Origin of the sequence: Massilia paldalensis, assembly GCF_044901715.1 — a bacterium.
GTDB lineage: Bacteria > Pseudomonadota > Gammaproteobacteria > Burkholderiales > Burkholderiaceae_D > Telluria > Telluria paldalensis.
Map to the genome: position 1 here is coordinate 398,712 of NZ_JBJCIU010000003.1, position 20,271 is coordinate 418,982.

18 protein-coding genes are annotated in these 20,271 nt (G+C 66.5%); 4 read left to right on the plus strand and 14 right to left on the minus strand.

Features of this window, described 5'->3' with window-relative positions:
• Positions 1 to 43 precede the first annotated feature (43 nt).
• Together ettA and rarD are read right to left on the minus strand one after the other, a co-directional pair.
• Positions 44 to 1,711 (minus strand): energy-dependent translational throttle protein EttA, encoded by a 1,668-nt coding sequence (ettA, locus tag ACI1V7_RS16520; RefSeq protein WP_404532885.1) that lies wholly within the window; start codon positions 1,709 to 1,711, stop codon positions 44 to 46.
• Positions 1,712 to 1,885: 174 nt separating this feature from the next.
• On the minus strand, positions 1,886 to 2,773 hold the full coding sequence (rarD, locus tag ACI1V7_RS16525; protein WP_404532888.1) for an EamA family transporter RarD: 888 nt from the start codon (positions 2,771 to 2,773) through the stop codon (positions 1,886 to 1,888).
• A 246-nt stretch (positions 2,774 to 3,019) separates the two neighbouring features.
• On the opposite strand from rarD, the gene ACI1V7_RS16530 reads away from it, so the two are divergent.
• The 3 genes from ACI1V7_RS16530 (at position 3,020) to ACI1V7_RS16540 (ending at position 7,509) form a co-directional block, all read left to right on the plus strand.
• Positions 3,020 to 4,897: a potassium transporter Kup gene (locus tag ACI1V7_RS16530; protein WP_404532889.1), complete on the plus strand. Its 1,878-nt coding sequence runs from the start codon at positions 3,020 to 3,022 to the stop codon at positions 4,895 to 4,897.
• A 122-nt stretch (positions 4,898 to 5,019) separates the two neighbouring features.
• Positions 5,020 to 6,045 carry a ketopantoate reductase family protein gene (locus tag ACI1V7_RS16535; RefSeq protein ID WP_404532890.1) on the plus strand — a complete coding sequence of 342 codons (1,026 nt, stop codon included), beginning with the start codon at positions 5,020 to 5,022 and terminating at the stop codon, positions 6,043 to 6,045.
• 141 nt (positions 6,046 to 6,186) lie between these two features.
• Positions 6,187 to 7,509 (plus strand): MFS family transporter, encoded by a 1,323-nt coding sequence (locus tag ACI1V7_RS16540; protein WP_404532892.1) that lies wholly within the window; start codon positions 6,187 to 6,189, stop codon positions 7,507 to 7,509.
• A gap of 118 nt (positions 7,510 to 7,627) precedes the next feature.
• Here the strand turns inward: ACI1V7_RS16540 and ACI1V7_RS16545 are convergent, their stop codons facing one another.
• The 9 genes from ACI1V7_RS16545 to ACI1V7_RS16585 all read right to left on the minus strand — a co-directional run bounded on the left by ACI1V7_RS16545 (position 7,628) and on the right by ACI1V7_RS16585 (position 17,536).
• Positions 7,628 to 8,092 carry a GNAT family N-acetyltransferase gene (locus ACI1V7_RS16545; RefSeq protein ID WP_404532894.1) on the minus strand — a complete coding sequence of 155 codons (465 nt, stop codon included), beginning with the start codon at positions 8,090 to 8,092 and terminating at the stop codon, positions 7,628 to 7,630.
• A 58-nt stretch (positions 8,093 to 8,150) separates the two neighbouring features.
• Entirely contained in the window at positions 8,151 to 9,167 is a 1,017-nt protein-coding gene (locus ACI1V7_RS16550; RefSeq protein WP_404532895.1) for a histone deacetylase family protein, read from the minus strand.
• Positions 9,168 to 9,219: 52 nt separating this feature from the next.
• Positions 9,220 to 10,815, minus strand: coding sequence for a glutamate--cysteine ligase (gene gshA / locus ACI1V7_RS16555; RefSeq protein ID WP_404532896.1), 1,596 nt, complete (start codon positions 10,813 to 10,815; stop codon positions 9,220 to 9,222).
• 89 nt (positions 10,816 to 10,904) lie between these two features.
• The gene (locus tag ACI1V7_RS16560; protein WP_404532897.1) at positions 10,905 to 12,779 is read right to left on the minus strand and encodes a DUF885 domain-containing protein; all 1,875 of its coding nucleotides are present in this window, start codon (positions 12,777 to 12,779) and stop codon (positions 10,905 to 10,907) included.
• A 76-nt stretch (positions 12,780 to 12,855) separates the two neighbouring features.
• Entirely contained in the window at positions 12,856 to 13,695 is an 840-nt protein-coding gene (gene prmC, locus ACI1V7_RS16565) for a peptide chain release factor N(5)-glutamine methyltransferase (RefSeq protein WP_404532898.1), read from the minus strand.
• Complete coding sequence (locus ACI1V7_RS16570) at positions 13,695 to 14,165, minus strand: disulfide bond formation protein B (RefSeq protein ID WP_404532900.1); 471 nt, start codon at positions 14,163 to 14,165, stop codon at positions 13,695 to 13,697. Before ACI1V7_RS16570 ends, prmC begins: the two co-directional genes overlap by 1 nt.
• 176 nt (positions 14,166 to 14,341) lie before the next feature.
• Positions 14,342 to 15,418, minus strand: a complete 1,077-nt coding sequence (gene prfA, locus ACI1V7_RS16575) for a peptide chain release factor 1 (protein WP_404532901.1) — start codon at positions 15,416 to 15,418, stop codon at positions 14,342 to 14,344.
• A gap of 100 nt (positions 15,419 to 15,518) precedes the next feature.
• Positions 15,519 to 16,793 (minus strand): glutamyl-tRNA reductase, encoded by a 1,275-nt coding sequence (gene hemA, locus ACI1V7_RS16580; RefSeq protein WP_404532903.1) that lies wholly within the window; start codon positions 16,791 to 16,793, stop codon positions 15,519 to 15,521.
• A gap of 53 nt (positions 16,794 to 16,846) precedes the next feature.
• Positions 16,847 to 17,536: a response regulator transcription factor gene (locus ACI1V7_RS16585; protein WP_404532904.1), complete on the minus strand. Its 690-nt coding sequence runs from the start codon at positions 17,534 to 17,536 to the stop codon at positions 16,847 to 16,849.
• A gap of 224 nt (positions 17,537 to 17,760) precedes the next feature.
• Between ACI1V7_RS16585 and ACI1V7_RS16590 the strand changes: the two genes are divergently transcribed.
• Entirely contained in the window at positions 17,761 to 18,285 is a 525-nt protein-coding gene (locus tag ACI1V7_RS16590) for a DUF697 domain-containing protein (protein WP_404532906.1), read from the plus strand.
• Between the two features lie 51 nt (positions 18,286 to 18,336).
• On the opposite strand, the gene minE is transcribed toward ACI1V7_RS16590, so the two are convergent.
• The 3 genes from minE to minC are packed head-to-tail and all read right to left on the minus strand — an operon-like array spanning position 18,337 to position 20,257.
• A complete protein-coding gene (gene minE / locus ACI1V7_RS16595; RefSeq protein WP_290413031.1) occupies positions 18,337 to 18,588 on the minus strand; it encodes a cell division topological specificity factor MinE in 252 nt (83 codons plus the stop codon).
• A 1-nt stretch (position 18,589) separates the two neighbouring features.
• On the minus strand, positions 18,590 to 19,405 hold the full coding sequence (minD, locus tag ACI1V7_RS16600) for a septum site-determining protein MinD (RefSeq protein WP_404532907.1): 816 nt from the start codon (positions 19,403 to 19,405) through the stop codon (positions 18,590 to 18,592).
• Positions 19,406 to 19,447: 42 nt separating this feature from the next.
• Positions 19,448 to 20,257 (minus strand): septum site-determining protein MinC, encoded by an 810-nt coding sequence (minC, locus tag ACI1V7_RS16605; protein ID WP_404532909.1) that lies wholly within the window; start codon positions 20,255 to 20,257, stop codon positions 19,448 to 19,450.
• Positions 20,258 to 20,271: the final 14 nt, after the last annotated feature.

The window sequence follows — 20,271 nt, forward strand, 5'->3', positions numbered from 1 at the left end:
TGCGCGGGGACGACGTGTCTACTGCTGCCTGGCGGCGAACGGGTCAGGCCGTGAGCGGCTTGTAGCGGATGCGCTTCGGTTTCGCGCCTTCTTCGCCCAGGCGCTTCTTCTTGTCGGCTTCGTATTCCTGGTAGTTACCGTTGAAGAAGGTAACTTGGGAATCGCCTTCGAAGGCCAGGATATGGGTCGCGATGCGGTCCAGGAACCAGCGGTCGTGCGAGATGACCATCACGCTGCCGGCGAATTCCAGCAGCGCGTCTTCCAGCGCGCGCAGGGTTTCGACGTCCAGGTCGTTCGACGGTTCGTCCAGCAGAAGGACGTTGCCGCCCTTGAGCAGGGTCTTGGCCAGGTGCAGGCGGCCGCGTTCGCCGCCCGACAGGTTGCCGACCAGCTTCTGCTGGTCCGAGCCCTTGAAGTTGAAGCGGCCGAGGTAGGCGCGCGACGGCATCTCGAAGCGGCCGACGGACAGCATGTCGGCGCCGCCGCTGACGTCCTCGAACACGGTCTTGCCGGCGGACAGGTCGTCGCGCGACTGGTCGACCAGCGAGACACGGGCCGTCTGGCCGATCTTGACCTCGCCGCTATCCGGCTGCTCGAGGCCGGCGATCATCTTGAACAGCGTCGATTTACCGGCGCCGTTCGGGCCGATGATGCCGACGATGGCGCCCGGCGGCACGGTGAACGACAGGTTGTCGATCAGCAGGCGGTCACCGAAGGCCTTGGAGACGTTGTTGAACTCGATGACTTCGTTGCCCAGGCGTTCCGCGACGGGGATGAAGATCTCCTGGGTCTCGTTGCGCTTCTGGTATTCGTATTCGGACAGCTCGTTGAAGCGGGCCATGCGCGCCTTGGACTTCGCCTGGCGTGCCTTCGGATTCTGGCGCGCCCACTCGAGTTCCTTGGCCAGCGCCTTCTGGCGCGCCGACTCGGTCGCTTCTTCCTGCTTCAGGCGCGCTTCCTTCTGCTCCAGCCAGGTCGAGTAATTGCCCTTCCAGGGGATGCCGTGGCCGCGGTCCAGTTCCAGGATCCATTCGGCCGCGTTGTCGAGGAAGTAGCGGTCGTGGGTGATGCCGACCACGGTACCCGGGAAGCGCACGAGGAACTGTTCCAGCCATTCGACCGACTCGGCGTCCAGGTGGTTGGTCGGTTCGTCCAGCAGCAGCATGTCCGGTTTCGACAGCAGCAGCTTGCACAGCGCCACGCGGCGCTTCTCGCCGCCCGACAGCACGCCGATCTTGGCGTCCCACGGCGGCAGGCGCAGCGCGTCGGCGGCCATTTCCAGCTGCAGGTTCAGGTTGCCGCCATCGGCCGCGGCGATGATCGACTCCAGGCGTTCCTGTTCCTTCGCCAGCGCGTCGAAGTCGGCGCCTTCTTCCGCATAGGCGGCGTACACGGCTTCCAGCTTGGCTTGCGCCTCGAAGGCTTCGCCCAGGCCGGATTCCACTTCCTGGCGCACCGTCTTGTCCGGATCGAGCTGCGGTTCCTGCGGCAGGTAACCGATGTTCAGGCCCGGCATCGGGCGCGCTTCGCCCTGGATGTCGGTATCGATGCCGGCCATGATCTTGAGCAGCGTCGACTTGCCGGAGCCGTTCAGGCCCAGCACGCCGATCTTTGCGCCCGGGAAGAAGGACAAAGAAATGTCCTTCAGAATCTGGCGTTTCGGTGGGACGATCTTGCCCACGCGGTTCATGGTATAGACGTAATTGGCCATGTAATAAGTATGTGTTCGGTGAATGCGATTGTGAGGACGACAGGATACTGAAAATTCGGGGTCAGAGCACTTATTTCCACGTTTGCGTTAACACAAACCGGGGTCAGAGCCGGGGTCAGAGCCCGGTTTTGGGAAATTGCCAAAAATCGGGCTCTGACCCCGGTGTGAAGCAAGTCAAGCTTGCTTCGGTGCGGGGCTGGACGGGCGGCGCAACAAGCCTTCCAGGGCAAACAGCGCCAGCGCGATCCAGATCAGGGCGAAGCCGACCAGGCGGTCGGCGCTGAACGGTTCCTGGAACAGCCACACGCCCAGCAGGAACTGCAGCGTCGGCGACAGGTATTGCAGCAGTCCCAGCACGGACAGCGGAATGCGCCGCGCGCCCGAGGCGAACAGCAGCAGCGGGATCGCCGTGATCGGCCCGGCCGCGATCAGCAGCAGGCGCGTCGTGTCCGACGGCGTGTTGATGAAGGCATTCTCGCCGTGGATGGTGAGCCAGATGACGTAGCCGGCCGCCAGCGGGAACAGCACCATGGTCTCGAACGACAGGCCCTCCAATGCCCCCAGCGCCGCCGTCTTGCGCAGCAGGCCGTAACCGCCGAACGACGCGGCCAGCGCCAGCGCGATCCAGGGGACGGTGCCGGCCTGCCAGGTCAGCCAGGCCACGCCCAGCGCGGCGACGCCGATCGCCAGCCATTGCGCGCGGCGCAGGCGTTCCTTCAGCAGCAGGTAGCCGAACATGATGTTGACCAGCGGGTTGATGAAGTAGCCCAGGCTGCCTTCGATCACGTGGCCATTGTTCACGGCCCAGATATAGATCAGCCAGTTAATGCTGAGCAGCAAGGCCGAGGCGACGAAGCTGAAGAACACGCGCGGCTGGCGCACGACGGCCAGCCAGGCCCACTGGCGCCGCACCAGCAGCACGATGACGAGGAATAGCAGCGACCACAGCATGCGGTGGGCGAGGATCTGCACGGGCGGCACGTCGCCGATCGCGTGGAAGTACAACGGGAACAGACCCCAGCACAGGAAGGCGAGGGCGGCGGACAGGATGCCGGTGGACATGGAAGCGGAGATAAATGGTCGGGCCGACATTATCCGGGAACTTCCCGCCTTGTGCCGGCGCTTGCCATTTTTTTCATGGGCAAGCTAACGCGCGCTGGCAGCCGGGGCGATCGGGCAGACTGTTCACATGAATTGGAATCATGAACAAAACTTTGAGAAAATAGCAAGCTCGGCGGAAAGCCAACCTTGTCTTTCCTTATTAAATATTCTATTGTGCAACGCACCAGAACAACCAACGGTGACACCTTGACGGCGCAACACAAGAAAAGCAGCCTTGCGGCGCTGACCCTGGCTGCGGTCGGTATCGTCTACGGCGACATCGGCACGAGCCCGCTGTACACGCTCAAGACCATCTTCGATCCCACCCACGGACTGGCGCTGAACACGTTCAACCTGCTGGGCATCGTCTCCCTGATCTTCTGGGGCCTGACGATGATCGTCTCGCTCAAATACGTGACCCTCGTGCTGCGCGCCGACAACCGCGGCGAGGGCGGCATCATGGCGCTGATGGCGCTCGCGCTGAACTCCGTGACGCGCCACTCGCGCTGGCATTTCCCACTGATGCTGATCGGCGTGTTCGGCGCCACCATGTTCTACGGCGACTCGGTGATCACGCCGGCGATCTCCGTGCTGGGCGCCATCGAGGGCCTGGAAGTGGCCACCCCCGGCCTGGAAAAATACGTGGTGCCGCTGACCATCGCCGTGCTGCTGGTGCTGTACAGCGTGCAGCGCCACGGCACGGCCGGCATCGGCCGCTGGTTCGGGCCGGTGATGATCCTGTGGTTCTCCGCGCTGGCGATCATGGGCATCATCAACATCGTGCAGGCGCCCGTGATCCTGAAGGCGCTGAACCCGTATTACGCGTTCGAATTCGTGCTGCGCAACCAGTTCATCGCCTTCGTCGCGCTGGGCGCCGTGGTGCTGGCGCTGACGGGCGCCGAAGCCCTCTACGCCGACATGGGCCACTTCGGCAAGAAGCCGATCCGCTTCGCCTGGTTCCTGATCGTGTTCCCCGCGCTGGCGCTGAACTACCTGGGCCAGGGCGGCCTCTTGATCACGCATCCGGAGACCATCGACAACCCGTTCTTCCACCAGCTCGGCAGCTGGAGCGTGCTGCCGCTCGTCGTGCTGTCGACGATGGCCGCGGTGATCGCCTCGCAGGCGACGATCTCGGGCACCTTCTCGATGACCAAGCAGGCCATCGCGCTGGGCTTGCTGCCGCGCATGCGCGTGATGCACACGTCGGAAAGCGAGATCGGCCAGATCTACATCCCGGCCGTGAACTGGCTGCAGCTGATCGTGGTGCTGATCGCGGTGATCGGTTTCGGCTCCTCGGACAAGCTGGCCGGCGCCTACGGCATCGCGGTGACGGCGACGATGTTCGCCACCACGTTCCTGACCTTCTTCGTGATCCGCTACCGCTGGCACCTGCCCCTGTGGCTGTGCCTGGGCGCCACCGGCTTCTTCATGTTCCTGGACCTGGCGCTGTTCTCGGCCAGCACCCTCAAGCTGCTGCACGGCGGCTGGTTCCCGCTGTTCCTGGGCGCCGTCCTGCTGACCATCATGCTGACCTGGAAGCGCGGCCGCGAGCTGGTGTTCCAGAACCTGGAGCGCCACGCGATCCCGCTCGAGGAATTCCTGCAGTCGCTGTTCGTGGCCCCGCCCGAGCGCGTGGCCGGCACCGCCATCTTCCTGCGCGGCGAGACCGACGGCGTGCCGCACGCGCTGCTGCACAACCTGCTGCACAACAAGGTGCTGCACGAACGCGTCGTGTTCCTCACGGTGCGCATCCGCGAGGAACCCTATGTGCCGGACGACGAGCAGGTCGAAGTGATCCCGCTGGGGCACAACTGCTACCAGCTGAACGTCTACTACGGCTTCAAGGACGAGGCGGACATCCCGGCGATCCTGCGCATGTGCGACTGCAAGGGCCTCGTCTTCGAGATGATGGAGACCTCGTTCTTCATTACCCGCCAGACCATCATCTCGGTGCCCGGCCAGGGCATGATGCCGTGGCGCGAACACCTGTTCGTGGCCATGCAGCGCAACGCCCGCACGGCCGCCGCCTACTACCAGATCCCGACCAACCGGGTGATCGAACTCGGCACCCAGGTCGAGATCTGAACCGCCCGCCCGCGCCGCCTCTCCTTCCAAGGAGGGGCGCGCCGCGGCGCCACATGTGCTACATTGCGGTCTTCATATGATCCGGCCAGCGAGCTGCCGGAACGAGACCGTCAAGAATCATCATGCGTATTTCCATCGTCGGTGCCGGCGCGATCGGCACCACCATCGCCGTGCGCCTGGCCATGGCCGATCACCACGTTTCCGTCCTGGCCCGCGGCGCCACGCTGCAGGCGATCCGGGAACGCGGCCTGCGCCTGCACGACCTCGAAGGCACCCACACGGCACGGCCGGCGGCGTCCGACGATCCCGCCGCCCTGGGACCCCAGGACATCGTGTTCGTCTGCACCAAGACCACGGCGCTGGCCGAGGTCCTGCCCCTTCTCGGGCCCATGCTCGGTCCCGACACGATCGTCGTCCCCGCCATCAACGGCATTCCCTGGTGGTTTTCCGATGGGAGCAGCGGCAGCAGCAGCGGCGGCGCCGGCGCGCAGCCGGAACGGCGCCCGCTCGCGACGCTCGATCCGGACGGCGTGCTGGCCCGGGCCGTGCCGGCGGCGCAGCTGGTCGGCTGCGTCGTCTACATCACGGCCGAGACCCTGGCCCCCGGCGTGGTCCGCGCCAACAACCCGCACCGCCTGATCGTGGGCGAGATCGACCACCGCGCCAGCCCCCGCGCGCAGCAGTTGGCCGTCGTGCTGTCCGGCGCCGGCATCGCCACCGAGGCCACGGCCTCCATCCGCGACGTCGTCTGGACCAAGGTGCTGTCCAACCTCAGCTCGAATCCGCTGTCGGTGCTCACCGGCGCCACGCTGGAGCAGATCTACGGCCTGCCGTCGATGCGCCCGCTGGTCAAGAAGATCCTGGGCGAAGCGATGCTGACGGCCGCCGCCTACGGCGCCCGGCTGCCGTTCGACCCGGACACCTTCATCGCGCGCGGCGCCGGCATGGGCGCGGTGCGCACCTCGATGCTGCAGGACTACGAGGCCGGCCGGCCGCTGGAACTGGCGGCGATCGGCGACGCCGTGCTCGAGCTGGCCGCGCGCAAGGGCATCCCGATGGAGACGACGGCCGACATCATCGCGCTGGCCCGCCTGCGCAGCGAACGGCGCGAACCAGGCGCGGCAACCTTGCCGTCCCGTACTGAATAATGTCTTTACGGAAATAAATTCGATAGCGTTCAACCGAAAAAATTAAGAAACTGCTATCCTTGAAAGATGGCCGTGCTGGCCTGGCGGTTCTCCCGTGAGTCGTTCAGCGCTGCCATGCGATGAACGATTCGGAGGAGCACAATGAGCAATACGGCTGCAACAGAAGCAACTGAAGCAACTGAAGCAAAAGCAATTCACGACCTGACCTCGCGTCAGCGCATCTTCGCCATCGTCGGCGCCTCGTCCGGCAACCTGGTCGAGTGGTTCGATTTCTACGTCTATTCCTTCTGCGCGCTGTACTTTTCGTCGGCGTTCTTCCCGAAGGGCGACGCGACGGCCCAGTTGCTGAACACCGCCGGCATCTTCGCCGCCGGCTTCCTGATGCGTCCGATCGGCGGCTGGATGTTCGGCCGCATCGCCGACCGCTACGGCCGCCGCCGTTCGATGATGATCTCGGTGCTCATGATGTGCGGCGGCTCCCTGATGATCGCGGCGCTGCCGACCTACGATTCGATCGGCAACGCGGCGCCGCTGCTGCTGCTGCTGGCGCGCCTGTTCCAGGGCCTGTCGGTGGGCGGCGAGTACGGCACCAGCGCCACCTACATGAGCGAAGTGGCCGAGCCGGGCCGCAAGGGGTTCTTCGCCTCGTTCCAGTACGTGACGCTGATCGGCGGCCAGCTCGCCGCGCTGCTGGTGCTGGGCATCCTGCAACTGATCCTGTCCCACGACGAACTGAAGGCCTGGGGCTGGCGCATCCCGTTCGTGGTCGGCGCCTGCGCGGCCCTGATCTCGCTGCTGCTGCGCCGCTCGCTGCACGAGACCACCACCGACCACGCCCGCAACAGCGAGGGCGCCGGCACCGTCGGCGCGCTGCTGCGCAACCATACGCGCGCCTTCGTCACCGTGCTGGGCTTCACCGCCGGCGGCTCGCTGATCTTCTACGCGTTCACCACCTATATGCAGAAATACCTGGTGAACACGGCCGGCATGAGCACGACCACGGCCAGCCGCGTGATGACGGTCTGCCTGCTGATCTACATGGCGCTGCAGCCGGTGTTCGGCGCGCTGTCGGACCGCATCGGCCGGCGCACCGCGATGATCTGGTTCGGCGCCCTGGCGACCGTCTGCACGGTGCCCATCATGACCACCCTGGGCGGCGTGCAGAGCCCCGTCGCGGCAGGCGCGCTGATCGTCGCCGCGCTGGCGATCGTCAGCCTGTACACCTCGATCAGCGGCCTGATCAAGGCCGAGATGTTCCCGGTCGAAGTGCGTGCGCTGGGCGTGGGCCTGTCGTACGCGGTGGCGAACGCCATCTTCGGCGGGTCGGCGGAATACGTGGCGCTGTGGTTCAAGCAGGCCGGCCACGAATCCTACTTCTACTGGTACGTCAGCATCATGTGCCTGCTGGCGCTGATCGTCGCGATCCGCATGCCGGATCCGACCAGGCATGGGCATTTGAAGTAAGCACCACGTCGTCCCCGCGCAGGCGGGGATCCAATTTCTGCAAGCAGTTCGACGACGCTTGCAACATTGGGTCCCTGCCTTCGCAGGGACGACGTCGTGTTGGTGCCGCGTCAGCGTATCAGCGTGCCGCCGGCCGCACCATGTCGATGTGCATGATCCCATCCTCGTCGTATGGTTCCGACACCGTGACGAAGCCAAAGCTCCCATAGAACTTTTCCAGGTGCGCCTGGGCGCCGATGCGGATCGCGTGGCCCGGGTGCAGCCTGTCGGCGCAGGCGAGGCCCTGGGCCACCAGCTCGCGTCCCAGTCCCGTGCCGCGCGTGGACGGGCTGGTGACGACGCGGCCGATCGACATCTCCTCGTACTTCGCGCCGGGCGCCAGGCAGCGCAGCGTGGCCGCCAGTTCGCGCCTGCCGTCGACGGTGCGCCAGCCGAGCAGGTGGTGGGCGCCGGGGTCGAGGCCGTCGATGTCCGGATACAAACACGTCTGCTCGAGCACGAACACCTGCTGGCGCAAGGCCAGCGCCGCGTACAACTGCGCTGCCGTCAGGTCGGCGAAGCTGCTGAACTGCCATTCGATCATTCTCGTTCCATTCCTTGATAATAAAAACGCGCTGAACGCGCGATCGACCCGCAACATGTCAGGCCGGCGCTTCGAATCCCTCGAGCACGTTGACCACGTTGACGCCCAGTTCCGGCCGCGCCGCGCCGCCTTCCAGCACGAACACGGTGGGCAGGTCCAGGTAGCCGATGCGTTCGCCGATGCGCAGGAAATCCGTGGAGTCCAGCAGGAAGGGCGAAGCGGGGTCGCCCTCGAAGCCGTCCGCGCCCAGCGAGACCACCAGCGCCTGCGGCGCATAGCCCGCCATCTTGATGCAGGCCGTTTCCAGCGCCATCATCCATTGCGGCCCGGCGGTGCCGCGCGGCAGCGGCAGGTTCATGGTGCAGCCGGCGCCGTCGCCCGTGCCCGTCTCGTCGGCGTGGCCGAGGTAGAACGGATAGTGGGTACGCGGGTCGGCGTGGATCGACACGAACAGCACGTCCTGGCGGTGGTAGAAGATGCCCTGGGTGCCGTTGCCGTGGCGGCTGCCGATGTCGAGGATGGCCACGCGCTGCAGGCCGTCGTCGAGCAGGTGCTGGGCGGCCAGCGCCGCATTGTTCAGGTAGCAGCCGCCGCCGCAGTAGTCGGCGCCCGCGTGCCCGCCGGGAGGCCGGGTCAGTGCGAAGCTGCCATGCTCGCCGAGGCGCAGCGCGTGCGCCGCGTTGATCGCGCAATCGGCGCCCGTCTTGGCGGCGATCCAGGTGCCGGCCTTGATGGGCGTGTGCGCATCCATCGTATGCAGGCCGATGCGGCCGGCCAGGTCGTCCGGCTCGATATCGTGGCGCATGCCGCGCGCCGGCCAGACGGCGGGCACGATGTCGCGTCCGGCATTGCGGGGGTCGTAGGCCAGCCATTCGTTCCAGGCGCTGCGCAGGAAGTGCAGGTAGCGCGGCGTGTGCACGCGCTCGAGCGAGGCCAGCGCCACGCCGTGTGGCGTGACGATGCGGCCCAGGCCGCGCTGCGCCAGTTCGGCGGCGACGATGTCGATCCGTCCGGGTTGGTCCGAACCCCCGTTCCCGGCGTGCTGGGCGTGGTGTTCGTTGAAGAAGGTCAGCAAGGCATCCCCGCGGCGATGGCCGCCGCAGGCGATGCGCTTGCAGCGGCAGGAATCAGTTATTCCCGCATAGTGTACTGCTGTTGTAGGCGGCGACGAAGTCGTCGAAGCTGCCCGTGTCGGCCGCCTCGATCCGCTGCTGTTCCTCGAGCGAGGCCTTGGCCATCTCGTCGAACAGCGCCACCTCGGCCGGCATCAGCGGGTCGGCGCGGAAGGCCTGGGCATGCAGCTCGCTCTGGCGCAGGCCGAATTTCTCGAACGAGCCGAGCACGCGCACTTCCTGCAGCACGCGCGCGGACGGCGTGCGGTCCGGATCGGCGACCTTGGCCTTCTGCGCGTCCAGCGCCTCCACGTGGGCGCCCTTGTAATTGTGTTCGCTGTCGAGCAGCTCGGCCACCGGACGGATCCGGTCGAGCAGCTCCTCGGCCCAGTCCTTGAGCAGCACTTCGTGGTCGTTGCGGGTCAGGGTCAGGCCCGGACGGCGGCCTTCCTTGACGGTGCGCGCGAAGTTGCGCGCATGGACCTGGCTCTCCATGGCGTTGATGAGCGGGCTTTCCTCGAGCGCGCAGAACAGCAGGAAGGCGTCCAGGAAGCGGCCCGTCTCCAGCGCGATGCCGACCGGCTCGAACGGGTCGACGTCCAGGCAGCGCACCTCGATGTACTGCACGCCGCGGTTGCACAGCGCCTGCACGGGGCGCTCGCCGGTACGGATCACGCGCTTCGGACGGATCGTCGAATAGTATTCGTTCTCGATCTGCAGGATGTTGGTCGATAGCTGGACCCACTCGCCGTCCTTCTTGGTGCCGATCTCGGCGTACGGCGGATAGGGGCGGTTGACGGCGTCCATCAAGGACGTGACGTAGCTTTCCAGGCTGTTCTCGTGCGGGCGCAGGCCCGATTGCGCATCGTTCTGGTACCCCAGGTCGCTCATGCGCAGGCTGGTCGCGTACGGCAGGTACAGGGTGTCGTCGGACAGCGTCTCGAGCTGGTGCTGGCGGCCGCGCAGGAAGCCCTTGGCCAGCGTCGGCGAGGCGCCGAACAGGTACATCAGCAGCCAGCTGTAGCGGCGGAAGTTGCGGATCGTCGCGATGTAGCTCTCGGACTGGAAGTCGCGCAGCGCGTGGCGGCGTTCCTCGGCGATGCCCTCGCTCGCGGCCAGCACCTTCCACAGTTCTTCCGGCAGCGAGTAGTTGTAGTGGATGCCCGCGATGCACTGCATGGCCTTCCCGTAGCGCAGCGCCAGGCCGCGGCGGTAGACGTGCTTGAGCATGCCGATGTTGGACTTGCCGTACCAGGCGATCTCGATGTCTTCCTCGGACGGAAGGTCGCAGGGCATCGACTGGCTCCACAGCAGCTCGTCGCCCAGCTTGGCGTAGGCGTAGCGGTGGATCGCATCCAGGCGATGCAGGGCCAGGCCGATGTCGTGCTCGGCCGGGGTGATGAATTCGAGCAGGGCTTCGGCGTAGTCGGTCGTGATCTGTGCATGCGTCAGCGCCGAGCCGAGCTGGACCGGATGAGGCGTGCGCGCCAGGTGGCCTTGGCGGTCGACGCGCAGCGTCTCGCGTTCGATGCCGCGCAGGCCCTGCAGCAGCAGGCCGCGGTGCGCATCGTCGTCCAGCAAGGCCAGGCGGCGGGTCAGTTGGTTCGACACAGGGTTTCCTTTCTTATACTGCCGTGAAGGTGCAGAGAGTAACCGAAAACGGCCAAGCGCGCCGGGAGACTATCAATATGACAGTTCCATTAATAGGGTGCCAGCAGGGGCATGTCCTCGCCCGGCGAGCGCGCCGGTTTCGCGGGCGCCGGGTCGGTGGCCGGCGCCTCCGGCTCCACGGGGATCGGCACGACCGGCGGCAACTGCTGGGTGGCGATCCACAGGTCGATGCGGCGTTCCAGCACGTCCAGCGGCAGCGCGCCGTCGCCCAGCACGGCGTCGTGGAAACGGCGCATGTCGAAGCGTTCCCCCAGTGCGGCGCGGGCGCGCTCGCGCAGCGCGCCGATGCGCAGCTGGCCGATCTTGTACGCCAGCGCCTGGCCCGGCTGGGCGATGTAGCGGTCGACCTCGACGACGTTGTCGGACGGCGGATTCGCGGTATTCGCGTTCAGGAATTCGATCGCCTGCTGGCGCGACCAGTTCAGCGCATGGATGCCCGTGTCCACCACTAGGCGCGCGGCGCGCAGCTGCTCGTCGGCCAGGCGGCCGAACTGCGAGAACGGATCGCGCAGCAAGCCCAGGTCCGGCCCCAGCCCTTCGGCGTACAGGGCCCAGCCCTCTCCATAGGCCGGGTACCAGGCGTAGCGGCGGAACGCCGGCAGGCCGGCGATGGCGCGGGCACGCGCCACCTGCAGGTGGTGGCCGGGCACGGCTTCGTGCAGGGTCAGCGTCTCGACTTCCCACAGCGGCCGCGTGTTCAGGCGCGAGGTGTTCACGACCAGCGCCGCCGTGCGCCCGGGCGTTCCCGCTTCGTAATAGGCGGCGCCCTGACCCTCGGCGCCGGCCTGCTGCACGGGCTTGACTGCGATCTCGTCGGGAGGAATCGCGTCGAACAGCTGCGGCAGCCGCGCATAGGCGCGCGCGATGGTGCGCCGGTAGCGGTTCAGCAGCGCGTCCGCGTCGGTCGGGAACAGGCGCGGATCGCTGCGCACGAACGCGAGGAACTGCGCATAGCTGCCGCGGAAGCCGGTGCGCGTCATCGTGGCGCGCATCTCCTCGCGCAGGCGCGCCACTTCCTTCAGGCCCAGCGCGTGGATCTCGGCCGGCGCCAGCGCGGTATCGGCGCCGCTGCGCACGAGCCAGGCGTACCAGGCCGGCCCGCCCGGCAGGCTGGCGGCGCCGAGGGTGGTGCGCGCGGCCGGCAGGTAGTCGCTGCGCACGAAGTCCTCGAGCTTCTGCAGCGCCGGCGCCGCGGCCTGCAGCGCGGCCGCGCCGTCCGCGGCCAGCCGGGCGCGCGCCTCGGGATCGATGGTCGCCGGCAGGCGTTTCAGGGGCGCGCCGACGGCGCCATCGGCCAGGTGCTCGCGCAAGGCCTTCAACTGGTCCGGCAGCGCCGCCATGATCGCCTTCGGCGCCGTCCAGCCGGTGCGCATCCCTTCGCGCATCTGCTCGATCAGGCCGTCGACGTGGGCCGGCAGCGCGCGCAGGCGCGCCAGGTAGTTGCGGTAGTCGTCCTCGGTCACGAAGGGCATCTGGGCGACCAGCTGGGGGAAACGGAACTGCAGGCCGTCGTAGGCCGTGATCGGTTGCGGATCGAAGGCCACGATGGCGGCGCCGGCCAGGCGCCGTTCCTTGTCGCCCACGAACAGGTCCCAGGACAGGCGGTCCTGGCCCTGCAACTGCGCGCGGTCGATCTGGCGCGCCAGTTCCAGCATGCGGCGATCGTGCTCGATGGCTTGCGCGCTGGCGGCCAGCGAAGTATCGGCCAGCTGGCCGTCGTAGCGGTGGTCGCCGATGCCGGTGGCAAATTCGGGCTGGTGCTGCAGGCGCCATTCCCAGTCGCGCTCGAACAGCGCCTGCGCCTGCTCGGCCGCGGTCGGCGGGGCAGGCTGGACCGGATCCACCTTGGCCGCGACGGCGAGCAAGGGGCCGAGCAGGATGAAAGTCGCGCACAATCGACGCATCGCAGGTCCCGGAATATGGAGTGGGGATTGTAACAAAGACATCGACATGGCCGCGCCCCCGTCGGGGCGGCCCTGCTTACGCAGGCAGGCGGGCGCCGCTGACGCGTTCGATGCCGGCCAGGTCGCGCCAGCTCTGCACGTCGGCGTAACCGCGCGCGCCGAGCAGCGCGCGCACGGCGTCGGCCTGGTCGTAGCCGTGTTCCAGCAGCAGCCAGCCGCCGGCGTGCAGGTAGGCCGGGGCGCCGTCGACGATGGTACGCAGCGCCGACAGGCCGTCCGCATGGTCGGTCAGCGCGCCGACCGGCTCGAAGCGCAGGTCGCCCTGGGACAAGTGGGCGTCGCCGGCAGCGATGTAGGGCGGGTTCGAGGCGATCACGTTGAAGCGTTCGGCCCCGCGTTCGCCCGCGTCGAGCGCCGCGAACCAGTCGCTGCGCAGGAAGCGCACGGTGGCGCCGTTGTGTTGCGCGTTGCGGCGCGCGACGTCCAGGGCCGCCTCGCTGACGTCGAGCGCCGTGACGTGCGCATCGGGGCGGGTATGGGCGATCGACACGGCGATCGCGCCGCTGCCCGTGCCCATGTCGAGCAGGCGTTCACCTTGCTGCAGGCGTTCGAGCGCCAGTTCCACGATCAGTTCCGTGTCCGGGCGCGGGATCAGCACGGCGTCGCTGACGGCGAAATCGAGGCCGAAGAATTCGCGCTTGCCCACGATGTAGGCGATCGGCTCGCCATGCAGGCGGCGCGCGACCAGGCCGTCGAGCGCCGCCGCCTCGGCGTCGGTGAGCGCCCGCTCTGCCTGCGTGATCAGCTGGATGCGGCTCAGGCCCGTCGCATGGCACAGCAGGATGCGGTTCTCGAGCGGGTCGAGCGGCAGCGCGGCCAGCGCCGCGCCCACGGCCGTGCCGGGACGAATCGTCATCAGCGCGCGCGCCGCACCAGCACCCAGACGAGGGCCAGCGCCAGGATCACGAACCAGACGGCCGACCACTGCGGCACCGACAGGCCGAAGATGGTGTCGGAGGTCGCTTCGCAATAGCCGTCGGCGCGGAACACGGAAGGCAGCAGGGTGGCGGTCGGGATCTTGTTGAGGGTGGTCTCCATCGGGTCGATGCCGCAGGAGAAGCCCGGATGGGCGATCACGTACAGGTGCTTGCCGGCCACGCCCAGGCCGCCCAGGGCGGACAGCAGGGCCAGCGCGCCGAAGGCCTTGATCTTGCCTGCAAAGGCACCGATCAGCGCGAAGACCGCGATGCCCAGGAACAGGTAGCGCTGGATGATGCACAGCGGGCAGGGCAGCATGTCCTTGGCATGTTGCAGGTACAGGGCGGCGCCGACCAGGGCGATGCTGACGGCGGCGATGGACAGCAGGATGTTGCGGGACGAGGACATAAGCTTCCTGTTGGGTGATCGGTCTATCGAGCTTGCGATTTTCGCACAAGCGCGAAGGCATCGTGCGGCTGCTGCATTTTCACTCTGGCAACTTAGAGCCGGCTTAGTAATTCGGGGTCAGAGCACATTTTCTGAGCAATTTCTCAAAAAATGTGCTCTGACCCCGAATTAAAAGTTCAATCGCCCAGGGCGGCGAGTTGCTCGGCCTGGTGTTCGGCGGACAGGGCGTTCGTCAGTTCGGCCAGGTCGCCGTCCATGATCATGTCCAGCTTGTAGAGCGTCAGGTTGATGCGGTGGTCGGTCAGGCGGCCCTGCGGGAAGTTGTAGGTGCGGATGCGTTCGCTGCGGTCGCCCGAGCCGATCAGGCTCTTGCGGGTGGCCGCTTCCTTGCTTTGCTGTTCGCGCAGCTGCACGTCCTTGATGCGCGCGGCCAGCACCTTCATCGCCTGCGCCTTGTTCTTGTGCTGGCTGCGGTCGTCCTGGCATTCGACCACGATGCCGGTCGGCAGGTGGGTCAGGCGCACGGCCGAGTCGGTCTTGTTGATGTGCTGGCCGCCGGCGCCGGAGGCGCGGTAGGTATCGATGCGCAGGTCGGCGGGATTGATCTGCACGTCCTCGACTTCGTCCGCTTCCGGCATCACGGCCACGGTGCAGGCCGAGGTGTGGATGCGGCCCTGGGTCTCGGTGGCCGGCACGCGCTGCACGCGGTGGCCGCCGGATTCGAATTTCAGCTTCGAGTAGGCGCCTTGCCCGACCACGCGCACGATCACCTCGCGGTAGCCGCCCAGGTCCGACGGCGACTCGGACACCATCTCGACCTGCCAGCGGTTGCGCTCCGCGTAGCGCGTGTACATGCGCAGCAGATCGCCGGCGAACAGCGCCGACTCGTCGCCGCCAGTGCCGGCGCGGATCTCGAGGAAGATGTTGCGCTCGTCGTTCTCGTCCTTCGGCAGCAGCATCTTCTGCAGTTCCAGGTCGAGCGCGGCGATGCGTTCCCTGGCCGCGTCGATCTCGTCCTGGGCGAATTCCTTCATGTCCGGATCCGCCAGCATCTCCTGGGCCGCGGCGATGTCGCCCTGCGCCGTCTGGTACTGGCGATAGACGACCACCAGCGGCTCCAGTTCGGCGCGCTCGCGGTTCATCTTGCGGAAGTTGTCCATGTTCGCGGTGGCGTCCTCGGACATCAGGAGTTCGTCCAGTTCGACGAGGCGGTTGGCCAGTTGGTCCAGCTTGGCCAGCATGGATGGTTTCATAGGAGTCTAGTCAGTGAAAACGAACGAAGCCGCGGGGCGGCAGGAGGCAGGCCGCCCGCCGCAGGATAGCAGAAGCGGGCGCTGCGAAAAGGGGAGGGTGCTAACGGCGGCCGCGGAACAGCTGCGGCAGCAGGCTGGCCAGGCGTGCGCGTTCGTCGCCCTGGGCACGGTGCAGGGCCTGTTGCGGGCCGTGCAGGAACTTGGCGGTAAGGCCCTTGGACAGCGCCTCGAGCACGGCGTCGACGTCCTCGCCCTTGGCCAGCAGCTTGCGCGCGCGTTCCAGTTCGGCCTGGCGCAGCAGTTCGCTTGATTCGTGCAGGTCGCGGATGACGGGCACCACGGCGCGGTCGCCGATCCAGTGCATGAACGATTGCACGCGCGTGTCGATGATCGCTTCGGCCTGGGCCACGGCGGCCTGGCGGTTCTCGACGCCCGTGCGCACTACCTCGGCCAGGTCGTCGACGGTGTACAGGAAGGCGTCGGAGAGGCGCGCCACTTCCGGCTCGATGTCGCGCGGGACCGCCAGGTCGACCATGAACATGGGACGGTGGCGGCGCGCCTTCAGCGCCCGTTCGACCAGGCCCTTGCCGATCAGCGGCAGGGTCGAGGCGGTCGAGGAAATCACGATGTCGAACTGCGGCAGCAGGTCCGACAGGTCGGCCAGGCGGATCGCGCGGCCGGAGAAGCGCGCGGCGAGCGCCTCGCCCCGCTCCAGCGTGCGGTTGGCGATGGTGATCGACTTCGGATTGTGCGCGGCGAAATGGGTGGCGCACAGCTCGATCATCTCGCCGGCGCCGATGAACAGGACGTTCTGCTCGCTGATGCTGTCGAAGATGCGTTCCGACAGGCGCACGGCGGCGGCGGCCATCGACACGCTGTGGGCGCCGATCTCGGTGGTGCTGCGGACTTCCTTGGCGACCGCGAAGCTGCGCTGGAACAGCTGGTGCAGATAGGTGCCCAGGCCGCCGGCTTCGTCGGCCACGCGCACCGCATCCTTCATCTGGCCGAGGATCTGGGCCTCGCCCAGCACCATCGAATCGAGGCCGGACGCGACGCGGAAGGCATGGCGCACGGCGTCGTGCGTCGGCAGCATGTACAGGTGCGGACGCAGGTCGGCGAAGTTCAGCTGGTGGTAGTCGGCCAGGAAGCGCGCCGACGCGTCGAGCGGGTCGGGGGCGTCGCTGGCGGCATACATCTCGGTGCGGTTGCAGGTCGAGAGCAGGGCCGCCTCGTCCTCGCCGCGGGTATTGAAGCGCGAAAACCAGCCCCGTGCCGCCTGCACCGCCGCGCCCAGCTGCTCGGGACCGAGCGCCAGCTGCTCGCGCAGCGAGACCGGTGCAGTGGTGTGGTTCAGGCCGACGGCAAGGAGTTGCATGACTGATTAAAAATTAGGCGGTCCGTCCATTATACCCCGTTGCGGGCAGGGCTTCACGCCCCCAATTTTTCCAGCCGGTATCCATAACTATAGACGGGGACCAGGCGGAAACCATTCTCCGGACGCAGGCGCAGCTTGTTGCGCACGCGCGAGACGTGGGTGTCCATGGTGCGCGAGGGCACGGCCGTTTCGCGCACCCAGATCGATTCGTGGATGTAGGCGCGCGACAGCGGGCGGCCCAGGTTACGGAAAAACAGCAGTGCGAGGTTGAATTCCTTGTGGGTCACATCGATCTGCTCCCCATCCATCATGAGACGGCCGGGACGGGTCTCGAACACGTAGGGGCCGAACTGCAGCTGTTCGGCGCCGTTCTGCGACGGGTAGGCGCGGCGCAGCAGGGCCTGCACGCGGGCGACGAGCTCGCCGCGGCGCAGCGGCTTGACCAGGTAGTCGTCGGCGCCGGCCGTGACGCCGGCCACGATGTCGTCTTCCGCCGAGCTGCCGGCCAGGAACATGGTGGGGGTATTCGGCGCCATTTTTTCCTTGGCACGGCGCAGCAGTTCGGTCGCCGGGACATCGTTGACCTGCCAGTCGACGATCAGCAGGTCGGTGCTGTCCTTGCGCAATTGCCCCAGCATATCTTTGCCGTTGTCAAATGCTTGGCAGCTATGTCCAGCGCCATTCAGTACCTGGCAGATGAGTTCTGCCTGGGCGTTATCGTGATCCAGTACGGCTATTCTCATGGGGCTGTCTCGGCATGCGTGCTTTGGAACTGCTCTGCTTTCACTGTAGAGCCACTGTAGGAACATTCCTACAATGTCACTAAATATAACAGAGATTTAAAAAGCAAAGCTACCGATGCCACAAGTAAATTCACATTTTCGTTGGGTAATTACGTCACATTTGTGTCAAATTGCCAACGAACCAGCGGTTACACTGTACATCAAGATGCCGAAACGGAGGAAAAATGTTCAAAAAAAGGAAGGAAAGCGGGGAACTGGTCTTGCTGCCCGTTTCAAATGACGAAATTGAGCAAGTTCGCGAGCGCTGTCGCGCCATCGTACGCAAGCGCGCCGCCATTTCGGCGGGCGTGGCGGCCGTTCCGATACCGGGAGTCGATATCGCGGCGGACCTGACGAGCTTCGCCAGCATGGTCGAGGAGATCAACCGGGCCTTCGGGCTGACGCCCGTGCAGATCGAACGGTTACAACCGCGCATGCGCGTCGCCGCCCACCAGGCGGTCGGCGCGCTGGGCGGTATGCTGGTCGGCAAGCTGGTAACGAAGGAGCTGGTGATCAAGGTGCTGCAGAAGTCCGGCGCCAAGCTGGCGGCCAAGTCGGCGGCGAAGGTGGTGCCGCTGGCGGGGCAGCTGGCGTCGGCCGCGATCGGCTTCGCCCTGTTCCGGCAGATGGGCTACCAGCACGTGGAAGCCTGCGTGAAGGTCGCGCGCGAGGTGGCGCTGACGGCGCCCGACGCACCGGCGGCGCCATAAAAAAATGCCGGGCGCAGCGATGCGCCCGGCATGGTCTGGGTCCCGCGGCGCTCAGGCGTCCGGCAGGACGACGTTGACGTCGAGCACTTCCAGGTTGCCCTGGCGGTCGAGCGAGATCTTGATGTCTTCCGCATTGACCTTGGTGTACTTCGAGATCACCTCGATCAGCTCGCGGTGCAGGGCCGGCAGGAAGTCCGGGCCGGCGCGGTTGGTCCGCTCGCGCGCGATGATGATCTGCAGCCGCTCCTTGGCCGCGTTCGCGCTCTTCTGTTTCTGCGGAAACAGGAATGAAAGCAAGGCCATATTACTTTGCTCCAAACAATCGCTGCAGCAGACCAGGCTTTTCGTAGTTGGTGAAGCGCAGCGGAATTTCTTCGCCAAGGAAGCGCGACACCACGTCCTGGTAGGCCTGGGCCACGTCGGTTTCCTTGAAATGGATCGCCGGATTGCCCTGGTTCGATGCATGCAGCACCGCTTCGGATTCCGGGATGATGCCGATCAGCGGAATGCGCAGGATTTCCTGCACGTCGTCGTAGGACAGCATTTCGTCCGCTTCGACGCGGCGCGGCGAATAGCGGGTGATCAACAGGTGTTCCTTGACCGGTTCGCCGCCGCTCTGGGCGCGGCGCGACTTGGCCTGCAGGATCCCCAGGATGCGGTCGGAATCGCGCACCGACGACACTTCCGGGTTGGTGACGATGATCGCCTCGTCGGCGAAGGTCAGCGCCATCAGGGCGCCATGCTCGATGCCGGCCGGCGAATCGCAGATGATGTACTCGAAGCCCATCTGGACCATTTCGTTGAGCACGCGCTCGACGCCTTCCTCGCTCAGCGCGTCCTTGTCGCGGGTTTGCGAGGCCGGCAGGATGAACAGGTTCTCGCAGTGCTTGTCCTTGATCAGCGCCTGGGTCAGGCTGGCTTCACGATTGATCACGTTGATCAGGTCATACACGACGCGGCGTTCGCAACCCATGATCAGGTCGAGGTTACGCAAGCCGACGTCGAAGTCGATCACCGCGGTCTTGTGGCCGCGCAGCGCCAGGCCGGTCGAGAAACTGGCGCTCGAAGTGGTCTTGCCCACACCGCCCTTGCCGGACGTAACAACGATAATTCTTGCCATGAAATAGTGAGTCCTTAACAGTATCTGGTCAGTGCCGCAGGATCAGGCGCTCGTGCGAGTTGCCGAACCCAGCGATGATATATCGATTCGGTCGCCGACCAAACGGATTTGTACCGGCTGGCGCGACATTTCGGGCGGCAGGCCCTCGTCGAAGGTGCGATACACGCCGGCGATGGAAACCAGTTCCGGCTCCAGCGACAGCGCAAAGATACGCGCTCCCGCATTGCCCGAGGCGCCCGCCAGCGCGCGGCCGTGCAGCGGCGCGTACACGTGGATGCTGCCGTCGGCGATCAGTTCCGCGCCATTGTTGACCACCGCGGTGACGATCAGGTCTGTGCCGCGCGCATAGATGCGCTGGCCGGCGCGTACCGGGGTGTCGACGATCATGGCCGCCGTCAGGGGGGCCGGCTGGGCCGGTGCCGCCGGGACCGGGACGGCTGCCGCCGGCGCGGGCGCCGGTTCGGCCGGGGTGTCGGCCTGCCTGTCGGCGTGCCGCTCGGCGTCCTCGCGCCCGCCCGCCTGCAGGCCGCTAGTGCCGTCGTCCAGGAACAGGTCGTGGGCGCGGATCACCTCGTGCAGCGCCGCCGGGGCGCCGCGCACGGCGACCGCGTTCAGGCGGTAGCGCTTGAGCAGCGCGACCAGGCTTTCCCAATCGATCTGGGCGGCGTCGTCGGCGATGCCGGCGATGTCGATGACGGCGAATTCATCCTCGAAAAAGTCCGACACACCCCCCGTCATCTGCTGCAAGGCGGCATCGATCGCGATCGGGTCGGCCGAGTGCAGGATGGTCGAAATGGCCACGACCGTGGAAATCTTGATTTCGATGGGCAGGGAACTCGAGGTTTTAGGCATAAGGCATTCTGAGT